Annotated in this window: 11 protein-coding genes and 2 pseudogenes; all 13 read left to right on the top strand. The window is 73.8% G+C overall.

From position 1 onward, the window contains the following. A pseudogene (locus AB0M46_RS43770) lies at window positions 1–318 on the top strand (hypothetical protein); the annotation flags it as partial. 88 nt (window positions 319–406) lie between these two features. Then, window positions 407–1,081: a GGDEF domain-containing protein gene (locus AB0M46_RS43765; protein WP_363346167.1), complete on the top strand. Its 675-nt coding sequence runs from the start codon at window positions 407–409 to the stop codon at window positions 1,079–1,081. A gap of 53 nt (window positions 1,082–1,134) precedes the next feature. Continuing rightward, a complete protein-coding gene (locus AB0M46_RS43760; RefSeq protein ID WP_363346165.1) occupies window positions 1,135–1,851 on the top strand; it encodes a hypothetical protein in 717 nt (238 codons plus the stop codon). Further along, a complete protein-coding gene (locus AB0M46_RS43755; RefSeq protein WP_363346163.1) occupies window positions 1,851–2,321 on the top strand; it encodes a hypothetical protein in 471 nt (156 codons plus the stop codon). Before AB0M46_RS43760 ends, AB0M46_RS43755 begins: the two co-directional genes overlap by 1 nt. 159 nt (window positions 2,322–2,480) lie before the next feature. After that, entirely contained in the window at window positions 2,481–3,527 is a 1,047-nt protein-coding gene (locus tag AB0M46_RS43750) for a hypothetical protein (RefSeq protein ID WP_363346161.1), read from the top strand. Between the two features lie 126 nt (window positions 3,528–3,653). Further along, window positions 3,654–5,237 carry a hypothetical protein gene (locus AB0M46_RS43745; RefSeq protein WP_363346159.1) on the top strand — a complete coding sequence of 528 codons (1,584 nt, stop codon included), beginning with the start codon at window positions 3,654–3,656 and terminating at the stop codon, window positions 5,235–5,237. 144 nt (window positions 5,238–5,381) lie between these two features. After that, entirely contained in the window at window positions 5,382–6,263 is an 882-nt protein-coding gene (locus AB0M46_RS43740; protein WP_363346157.1) for a hypothetical protein, read from the top strand. A 195-nt stretch (window positions 6,264–6,458) separates the two neighbouring features. Continuing rightward, complete coding sequence (locus tag AB0M46_RS43735) at window positions 6,459–6,584, top strand: hypothetical protein (protein ID WP_363346155.1); 126 nt, start codon at window positions 6,459–6,461, stop codon at window positions 6,582–6,584. Beyond that, a complete protein-coding gene (locus AB0M46_RS43730) occupies window positions 6,581–7,684 on the top strand; it encodes a M23 family metallopeptidase (RefSeq protein ID WP_363346153.1) in 1,104 nt (367 codons plus the stop codon). Before AB0M46_RS43735 ends, AB0M46_RS43730 begins: the two co-directional genes overlap by 4 nt. Before the next feature lie 172 nt (window positions 7,685–7,856). Next, window positions 7,857–8,123, top strand: a complete 267-nt coding sequence (locus AB0M46_RS43725; protein ID WP_363346151.1) for a DUF4314 domain-containing protein — start codon at window positions 7,857–7,859, stop codon at window positions 8,121–8,123. Between the two features lie 418 nt (window positions 8,124–8,541). Beyond that, on the top strand, window positions 8,542–8,982 hold the full coding sequence (locus AB0M46_RS43720; RefSeq protein ID WP_363346149.1) for a hypothetical protein: 441 nt from the start codon (window positions 8,542–8,544) through the stop codon (window positions 8,980–8,982). Next, window positions 8,979–9,434 (top strand): hypothetical protein, encoded by a 456-nt coding sequence (locus AB0M46_RS43715; RefSeq protein WP_363346147.1) that lies wholly within the window; start codon window positions 8,979–8,981, stop codon window positions 9,432–9,434. The genes AB0M46_RS43720 and AB0M46_RS43715 overlap by 4 nt, the downstream gene beginning before the upstream one ends. A gap of 169 nt (window positions 9,435–9,603) precedes the next feature. After that, a pseudogene (locus AB0M46_RS43710) lies at window positions 9,604–9,951 on the top strand (hypothetical protein); the annotation flags it as partial.

Below are 9,951 nucleotides of genomic sequence, written 5' to 3'. Positions count from 1 at the left end.
GCCGAATCGGCTCCGCCGACCGGCGGCCAGCCCGCGCGGCGGCGCGCATCGGGCGAACTGGACCGGTCGATCCTGGCCATCCTCCGGGCGCAACCGGACCGGGCGTTCAAGGTCAGCGAACTGTGCCGGCTGATCGACAAGGCCGATGAAGGTACCGGTCTGCCGAAGGCCAGCCCGGGCGCGGTCGTCCTGTCCGGGCAACGCCTGGAGCGCCAGGGCCTGGCCGCCGCGGCCGAGCACCCGGTGAGCTTCCAACTCGCCGCCGACACCGGCGCCACCGATCCGGCCGGGCCGGCATCGGCACTGACGTCCGTCTGACCGACGGCGACGCACAGCCCGGGGCGGGCACCGGAAGGTTCCCCTACCGTGCCCGCCCCGGTGCTCCTCAACGACAGGAGCCTCCCCAGTGTCCACGATTCCTCACCTCATCCTTGCCATGACCGGTGGTCTGGTGGCCGGGCTCACGCTCGCCGCGTTGCCGCTGTGGCGGCTGCGCCGCGCGCTGCGGACCGCCCGGTACCAGGCCGGCCATGACGACACCACCGGCCTGCCCAACCGCCGGACCTTCCTCACCGCGCTGCAGTCCGCCGTCGCCGCGGGCCGCCCGTTCGGCGTCATCCTGCTCGACCTCGACGGGTTCAAAGCGGTCAACGACACCTACGGCCACGAGACCGGCAACGACCTGCTCACCGCCGTCGCACACCGCCTCAACGCGGTGCCCGCACCGGCGGTGCTGGCCGCCCGGCTGTCCGGCGACGAGTTCGCGGTCCTCGCCCTCGGCGGCCCCGACGAGGTCCACACCGCCGCGCAGGCGGCAGCCGACGCCGTCGGCGCCGAACCCGCCGTCCTGGACGGCGGCACCACCATCGCGGTGCACGCCAGCGTCGGCTACACCACCAGCCGGCTCGGGATCACCGCCCGCACCCTGCTGCGGGAGGCCGACGAGGCCGTATACCGGGCCAAGACGCACCCCAGCGGCCTGCGCCGCCACCAACCCGTCGCCCCCGAAGCGCACAGCGTCGCCGGCACCGCCGGTCAGCCGCACGCCGCGCCGCGGCGCAGCCGGGACCGCCGCCACTGACACGTCCCAGCCCGATTCGACCCACCACCACCGATGCCCTCTGGAGCAGTTCCATGCTGTCCACCGACACCGTCCACGCCCTCACCGGCTGGCTCCTCACCGCAACCGAAGCCCCTGACATCCCCGCGCTTCCCCGGACCCGACGGCCCGGCCCGCATGCCGGCAACCACCACGCACGTACTTCCCACCGGCCGGTCTGCAACCTGCTCCTGCTGCACGACGGCCCAGCCTTCGACATGGGACCGGACAGCCGGTGCATGACCGGCGCCCCGGTCGCCATCGACCCGCACCTGCTCGACTCCCACCGTGGCGGCCTGCCCGACCTCCTGCCCGACCTCGCCGCCGCGCTGCACCCGCACCGACCGGCAGCCCCGGCACAGCACGGTGCCGCCCTGCACGGTGACACCCTGCACGGCGTCGCCGACGCCGTCACCGACCTGCTCACCACCGCCGGGCCCGGGATGCGGCTGGTCGCCTGCGCCGTCCTCTACGACGACATCCACACCGGCACCGCAACCTCCGCAGCCACCCCGGGGGGCGGCACTGGCGAGCAGTGCACGCTCACCGCGGTCCGCCGCGCCGACGCCGTGGACGTCGACGGACGCGTCTACCAGGCCGTCTGCCTCCCCGGCACGTCGGCGACCGCGATCGTCGACGACGAGCCCGACCCGCACGACACTCCGGCCACCCAGCCGGGCCTGACCGCGCTGCTCGCCGCCGCTGGCCGCACCGGCCCGCGCGACGCGTCCACCATGGACGGTGGCGCCTGATGAGGCCGTCCGGACCGGCCGACCTCGCCGCCGAGATGCTCGTCGGGCAGCTGCGCCGGTCGCGGGACAGCGCCGTGGTCAACGTCGCGTTCTGGCTCGGTCTGTGCGTCGAGGATCTCACCGCCGTGGCCGACGCCCTCAGCACGTCAGCCGCAGCGGTGCCGGACCGCGAGGCCCGCCTGCGCGCCGTCGAAGGACTCCGGGCCACACTGCGGCGCTGCGCGGCGGCGATCACCGCCGGGCAGGCCACCTACTCGACCCTGCGTCACCTGCGCGGCGCCGCGCTGACCCTGCGGTTCGTGCGGCCGGAGCCGGCCACCGACGACATCCCGGACACCGACAACCCGCTCTACAACGTCACCATCTGGCTCATCGACGCCATCAGCGGCAGCGCCACCCTCCTGCACGTCCAGGATGCCCTGGACACCGCCGCCCGATACGGCTACCCGGACGTCGCCGCGACGGCCTGACCTGCGCCGCAAGGCAGGCGTCGATCGACCCCTACCCGGTCCGGTGCAACGCACACCGGGCTGTCACCGCACGACCCGATCTTCCGCTCCACCGGCGACACCAGGCCCTTCTGCCTGCCGGTGGCGTGACGCCACCGGCCCGACCTCCGGAGGCGAACGTTGTCCTTCCACGACGCCCGTACCCTCACCGACTACGCCCGCACCGCCGTCGACGTGCGGATCCGCATGGCCGACGCCCACAGCGGCATCCTCGGCCTGAACTACCTCGGCGAGTTGTTCGCCAGCCTCCTGCCCGCCGAGCGCGAGCTGGGACGGCAGGACCCCGCTGTCAGGGCCGACAAGGTCGTCGACGCGGTCGCCCGGGCGAGCAAGGCCGCCTGGGCCGGCGGGGAGGGCTTTGTCCTGGCCCCGGCGATGACCGCGATCGTCGCCGCCGCCGGCGAGGCCCTCGACCTCACCGGGGACCTGCTCACCGCCGACGTCGCGCCGTGCGACGGCGGGGTGCTGTTCCTGCCCGAGCCGATCTATCACCGCCGCCGCAACGGGATCGCGTTCGCGATCGGCGCGATCACCTGGACCTCCATGAGCACCCCATCGGGGGACCGGTGCTGGCTCATCTGCTCCTACAGCCCGGTCCACGACCCGGACGACCCGACCGCAGTCGCCCTGCGCCGCGACATCGAGCGGCATCCGGCGCTGCGCGCCGAACTCGGCCCGTACCTGCTCAACAACGTCGCCACCCTGCCCATCGCCGTCCCGGTGCCGGCACGGCCGGACACGCCGCCGGTCGACGACGCGGACCTGGACTGGTCCAGCACCCCGGACGGCCGCTACGTCATCGCCGACGACGGCAACCGCACCGACGTCATCGCCGCCGTGCTGTATGCGTTCTGGCGTATCCAGGCGCAGCCGATCACCGTCGCGCCGAGAACCCCGGCCGACCGGCCGGCCAAACGCCGCGCCGCCCGTGCGTCGATCACGCACGAGACCCGGGTGGTGATGCTGCGGCGCAGCAGCCCCGCTGCCGATCCCGGCGACGGGGAAGCGAAGTGGCATTACCGGGTCCGGTTCTTCGTGAAGGGCCATTGGCGGCGCCTGACCGACAGTGACGGCATGCCGTACCGGACCTGGGTCCAGGGCCACATCAAAGGCCCGGACGGCGCCCCGCTCCTGCACGGCGAGAAAGTCGCCATCCTGGCCCGCTGACCCGCCAGCCACCACCTACCACGTCGACCGCGTCGCCCACCTCGGGCGGCGCGGTCTTCGCCATGCCCGCACCACCGCCAGCCGGTCAACGGCCGGCAGCGACCCCGAACCGGAAGTGGAGCACCGATGCACGACCACGACGACCAGCACGCCCCGCAACCCCCAACCACCAGAGCGGACACCGTCCCAGACGACACCAGTACCGACACCGACGCGCGAGGAAGCCACCACCCCGAGGCAGCCGAGCCCAGCACGACGCTCGACTGGCCGCAGCTACTCGATGCCATGCGCACCATCGGCGTCACCGACGGCGCCGACGCGGCCGACTGGTGGATCCAGGACACCATCGGCGGCAGGACCACCGGTGACCCCAGGCCGGCCGCCCGCAGGGTCCTCGCCGGGATCACCGACGGCGACCCCGCCGTCCTGGACACGCTGCCCGGCACCAACTCCGGCTGGGCCGCCAGCTTCGCCGCCCGGCACCGCGGCACCAGCGCCGGCGACCACGCCGCAGCCGCCGCCGAGCTCACCGGCGAGCAGTGGCAGCAGGCCCAGACCGCCTACCTCGACGGGTTCGACACCACCGTCGCCGACGCGATCGCCGCGGCGTGCCGGCGCACGCTCAACCCGAGCGGCGACGACCGCGACCTCACCGGCATGCACCCGGACCACCTGACCCTCGGCAGCGTCGGAGTCTTCGCCGGCGACTGGGGTTCCTACACCGACGGTGACGGTGCGTGGCGGACCCCCCGCGGCTACGTCGGCACGCTCATCGACACGTGGAACGGGTTCGCCGTGTTCCGGTGCACCCGGGCCGTCGCCGACGCCATCGTCGCGGACCTGCAGTACAACCGCGACACCTACCGCCGGCACCTCGCCGCCAGCGGGGTCGCCGCCGCCGACCTGGACCGGCAGGTCGACGTGAGCCTCGCCCGGGTCCGGTTCGACGGCGACGTCATCGTCGTGGACTCCACCCGTGTCTCCGGCGACCCCGACGACGTCGAACGCATCGGACCCGACGACGACGGCCGGTACGTGGTGATGGGCTGGAGCTGGTGCTGGGAGGCGGTCGACCCGTACGACTGCGACCGCATCGCCGGGGACCTGCCCGAACCGGACCGGCAGCAGGAATGGGTGCTGCTCACCCACGCCCCGTACACCAGGGTCGCACCAGCCCCTTACCGGGTCACCGCCCTGCGGTCCCTGAGCCGGGGCGGCACGTACGTCGCCGAACTGCATCACGCCGGCGACCCGGTCGGCAACGTCCTCGGCGGATCACAGCCCACCCGCCTGGCCGCGACCGGCGACCCGTTCGACGCCGCACAGTGGCAGACGTACGTCGCCGCAGCCCGCCGCCGCGGCGAGCCGATGACCGAGGCGGCACTCCTGGACGCCCTCGCCGAAGAGTACTGCCTCGGCGTCGCCGCCGATGCCGCGACCGCCGCCGGGGACACCCTCGTGCGGCTGCTCGACGACACCGGCGCCATCCTCGCCGTCCTGCGGGTCCACCCCGCACCGGCCGGCCCCGCCGCGTTCCGCGACCTCCGCGAGCAGTTGGGCCAGCAACCGCTCGTGGAGGGCATCAGCTGGCAGTACTGGACCGGCACCGCCTGGCGACACCTCCTGTCGGCCGGCCCGCACCCCACCGGCACCTGGCCGCAGCCGGCGCCGGTCCGCGGCGACGGCACCGCGGACCTGACCGCGGACTGACCGCGACCTGCCGAACCGGCCACCACGTCGGCGACCGCTCCGCCACCGGCGGACCGGTCGCCACCTTTTCCGCCGTCCAGCGACGGCCGACAACTCCGTACCCGCAGCACGCCATGCAACCCACACGCAGGAGGAGCACCTTCCATGTCGTTCCAGGACCGTACCGACGCCATGCACCACCGCTCGAGCAGCGCCTGCACCGCCCCAGCCACCCGGTACACCCGGATCAGCGACGAGACCCGTGAGGTCGCCGTCGCCTCCGCCGGCCTCGCCGCCGATCTGCTGCCTGCCGGCTGGACCGCGCACGCCACCCCCGCCGCAGGCGGCGGCGTGTACCTGCTGGTGCTCACCCCACCGGAGGGGACCGCGCAGGCGCAGCTGATCGCCCCGCACGCCGGGCACGGCTGGGCCATCGGCATCACCGACCCCACCGGCGGCGCTGGCGACACCGACACCGTCCTGCGCACCCCCGACGGCGACATCGCCTACCAGCCGACCCTCGCCACCACGATCCGGGCCGCCGTCGACGCCCTCGACAGCGACACCACGACCACGCCCGGCCCGGACCGGCACGCCCGAGGCGCTGTCCACTACCTCGACAGCGGCTGCCTCATCGGCCTGACCGACCAGCACCGCCCGCACCTCGTCCACGTCCGCGCCGTCGAACACGGCGGCCACCCGCACGCCATGCTGCCCACCCTGCGCCGGATCTTCACCGCGACCGGCCACGACAGCGCCGATCTCGGCACCCGGCTGCTCGCCCACGACTGGGACCGGCTCGACCCCACCACCACCGCCGGCCGTGGCGTCACCGGCCGGCGGGCGATCGCCGGAGTCGGCCTCACCCACGCCGCGACCGGCCCGGACGGCACCGCCCCGGAGCCGGAACCCGCGGACGTCGTTCCCCTCGCGCACATCAGCGAACTCGACACCGCGTGGCTGTACCTGCTCGACCCCGACGCCGACACCGTCACCGTCCACACCGGCGACGGTCACCCGGTCAGCCGGCACCCCCTCACCCACTGACCCCGGGCGCCGGAACCACCGACGCCAGTCACCGCAACCCGATCACCACAACCGATCACCACAACCCGGCCGTCGGCCGGTAGCACGCCAGCGGCGCCCAGCCATCCACGGACACGGCCCAAGGGTCGAAGCCCCGGACGGTGTGGGCGCCGCGGCGTGCCCAGCCCACACCCGCCTGGGAAGGACTCCGTCGCGATGCACCGCCCGGACCACACGACCACCGCATCCACCCGCCCGGCCGACCGGATCAGGACCACCACGATCCGCGCCGCCGGCACGGCCGGTACCGCCGGCCCGCCGAGCCAGGCGGTCCCGTCATGACCAGCCGCATCCTCGCGCTCATCGCCTGCCTCGTCTGCGCGGTCATCCTCGTCTGCGCAGGCCTCACCGGTGTGCTGTTCACCGGCGGCGGCGCCGCCGCCAGTTGCGCCCCACGCCCGAACGGCAGTAACGGCAGCACCACGCAGCCGCCGGCCACGGTCACCGCCCCGGGCGGCGTGTTCCCGGCAATCGGGCAATGGGACGCCACCCAGGTCGGCAACGCCGCCGCGATCATCGCCGTCGGCGTGCAGCGGCAACTCCCGGCCCGAGCGTGGGTAATCGCCGTGGCCACCGCGATGCAGGAATCGTCCTTGAACAACATCCGCTACGGCGACCGGGACTCCGTCGGGCTGTTCCAGCAGCGCCCGTCGCAGGGCTGGGGCAGCGACGAGCAGCTGATGGACCCGGCCTACGCGGCCGGGAAGTTCTACGACAAGCTGCTGACGATCGACGGCTGGCAGAGCATGCCATTGACCGAGGCCGCGCAGAAGGTGCAGGTCTCCGCCTTCCCCGACGCGTACGCGAAGTGGGAACCCGACGCGGTCACCATCGTGCAGACCCTCACCGGCCTCACCGGCGCCCTCGCGGCCTGCAACATCACCCTCAGCCCGGAAGGCTGGACCCAGCCCGTCGCAGCCCACGTCGGGTCCGGGTTCCGCACCAGCGACCGCCCCACCCACGACGGCGTCGACCTCATCGCCGCCCGCGGCACCCCGATCCACGCCGCCTCCGCGGGTGTCGTCAGCCGGGTGCGGTGCAACGCCGTCGACGTGCGCACCGGGGCTGACTGGGGCTGCGACCGCGACGGCGACCCGCAGCTGACCCGCGGCTGCGGCTGGTACGTCGACATCGACCATCCCGGCGGCGTCGTCACGCGCTACTGCCACATGCTCACCCACCCGGCCGTCACCGAAGGCCAACCCGTCGCCGCCGGCGACGTCATCGGCGTCACCGGCAGCAGCGGCCACTCCTCCGGACCCCACGTCCACTACGAAACGCATCTCAGCGCCGACGGCGGCCACGACCACAGCTCCGCCAGCGCCGTCGATCCCGTGCCGTTCATGGCCGCAGTCGGCGCCCCACTCGGCGTCGGCCAGTAACGACACCCGGATCCACAGCGGAGCCATCCACGGCACGCACAGCGTCCGGCCTCCGCCGCGCCACCGAATCGCCACGCCCAGCAGGGCGTAGCACGCGCCGACCCGGGACCGCAGCGGCGCCAAGTGCCGCACACCCACGACAAGACCAGACGAGCCCAGAGAGGACACGTCCATGCCCGACCCGCGTCCAGAACACCGCACCAGCGACGACCCGACGACGCCCGCAGTACCGCCGGCGAAGATCGGCGACCGGGTCCAGGTGCTGCACTGCAGCGACCCGTACACCACCCTCCTTCCCGGCACGCTCGGCACCGTCACCCGCGTCGACAGCCGCAACACCACACACGTCCGCTGGGACGACGGCCGTCAGCTCGGCCTCATCGACGGCGAAGACACCTTCACCATCATCGAGACGACCCAGCCCGGCGAGCCGTCCTGACGACCTTCCGGCCCCGCCGACCTGGCCCTGCCCACTTGGTGCTGCCCACTTGGTGCTGCCGCGACTGGCGACCACGACAGCCAGGGCCGCATCGGGTCCGGGTTCTGCCGCGAACGCCGGCAGGCCCGATCCGGCCCGGCCACCGGCACGGCACCTCGCCAACGCTGCCGAGCACCCGCACCGAAAGTCGCGCCGTGGCCGCCTCGGAACCGCACGATCGCGCCCCGGCTACCGCAGGCGCGGCACTCCCGGCCTGGCCGGTCGGCGGCAGCCGCATCCCGGCCGGCCTGCACCGCCGCAACCGGCTCACCAGCGCCCGCTGCACCTCATCCACCTCGCACCGCTCGCGGCAGGCCCTGACCAGACGGGCCGCCAGACCACACGTCCGAACCTCACGCACCGAAGGAGCGTCCCGACCATGGGAACCCGAGGCTACGTCGGCTGCCCCGACACCACCGACCCGACCATCGTCCACCTGCGCTACGTGCACTCCGACGCCATCCCCGAATACCTGGTGCCCGCCCTCACGGAGATCCAGGAGCAGACCTTCCACGGCGACACCGCCGCCACCGCCACCGCCCTGCTGCGCTGCACCTGGGCCTACCTCGGCACCGACGTAAGCACCGATACCACCTTCCTGGCCGGCGACACCCCGATCGCCGGCGTAGGCATGGCGATCGAGGCCACCCCGACCGACCCGCCCACCGCCGTGCCGGTCGCCCGCCTCGGCGAACTGTGGGAACCGTGGGTGTACCTGATCGACCCGGCCACCAACACCCTCACCGTGCTGTCCACCGACGACCCGACCAACCCGGCCGCCACCTACACCTTCACCCACACCGCCGGAGGCCAGCGATGACCGGCCAGTATCCGGTGGACCCGGCCGCCACCGGCACCGCGTCCGCCGCAGCGGCGGACACCCCGCAGCCGTGCACCTGCCGGCAACGCGCCGAACGGGCCGAGGCCCGACTCGCCGCCCACGAGGCCGCGGGCGTGCAGCTCCGGCACAACGTGCGCGACGGCGTCGCCGCGGGCAACTTCGACCTCGACGTCACCAACGACCTGCTCGCCGCGCTCGGGCTGGAGCCGCTGCCGCGGTACTGGACGGCGAAGCTCACCGTCGCACTGACCGTCACCATCGCCGCCGCCGACGGCGACGACGCGTTCGCCGCCGCCCGGGACGTCGTCGAGAACCTGCTCGACCAGGCCGAGATCGTCGACGACTACGACGTCAACGACGTCGACGAGGCCATCCCCGGTGGCCTGGCCGACGAACCGGACTCCCAAGCGGCGGACCCGCACCGGGGCTGAACCGCACCCGCAGCACCGACCTGGGCCGCTCACCCGGCCCGCCGCGCGCCTGGCGGTCTGCCGACTGCCGCGCCGCTGCTTCCCGACAAACCATCGCCGCGCCTGGCTGCCGCTCGCCCAGGGGCGGGCGCAGCCAGGCCGGCCGACCCGAAAGCGAGCACACCAAGTCATGTACCGACGTTTCTGGTTCGACCTGCCGGCCACCGTGCTGCACGCCGAACATGCCCTGTCCCGCTCCACCGGCGCCCATCCCGCCACTGACCCGACCCCCTCCAACCGCACCCGCACCGACACCCACCAGCCGGCGTTGATCCTGCGCAGCGGTCCCAGCCCGCTGCTGGCCAGCAACGGCATCCCGGAGCTGCACGCCACCCCCGCCGTCGCCGCCGCCCACACCGATCCGCTCGGCGCCGGCAACGACACCGGCAACGACACCGGCAACGATGCCGGTGCGGTCCGTGCGAGAACCCACCGGCTGCCGCTGGCCGTCCGCTCGCCGCTGCTCGGCATTCCGCTG

The organism is Dactylosporangium sp. NPDC051485, assembly GCF_040682015.1.
Lineage (GTDB): Bacteria > Actinomycetota > Actinomycetes > Mycobacteriales > Micromonosporaceae > Dactylosporangium.
Note: the sequence above shows the minus strand (reverse complement) of the source record. Positions and strands in the feature narration are given on the sequence as shown.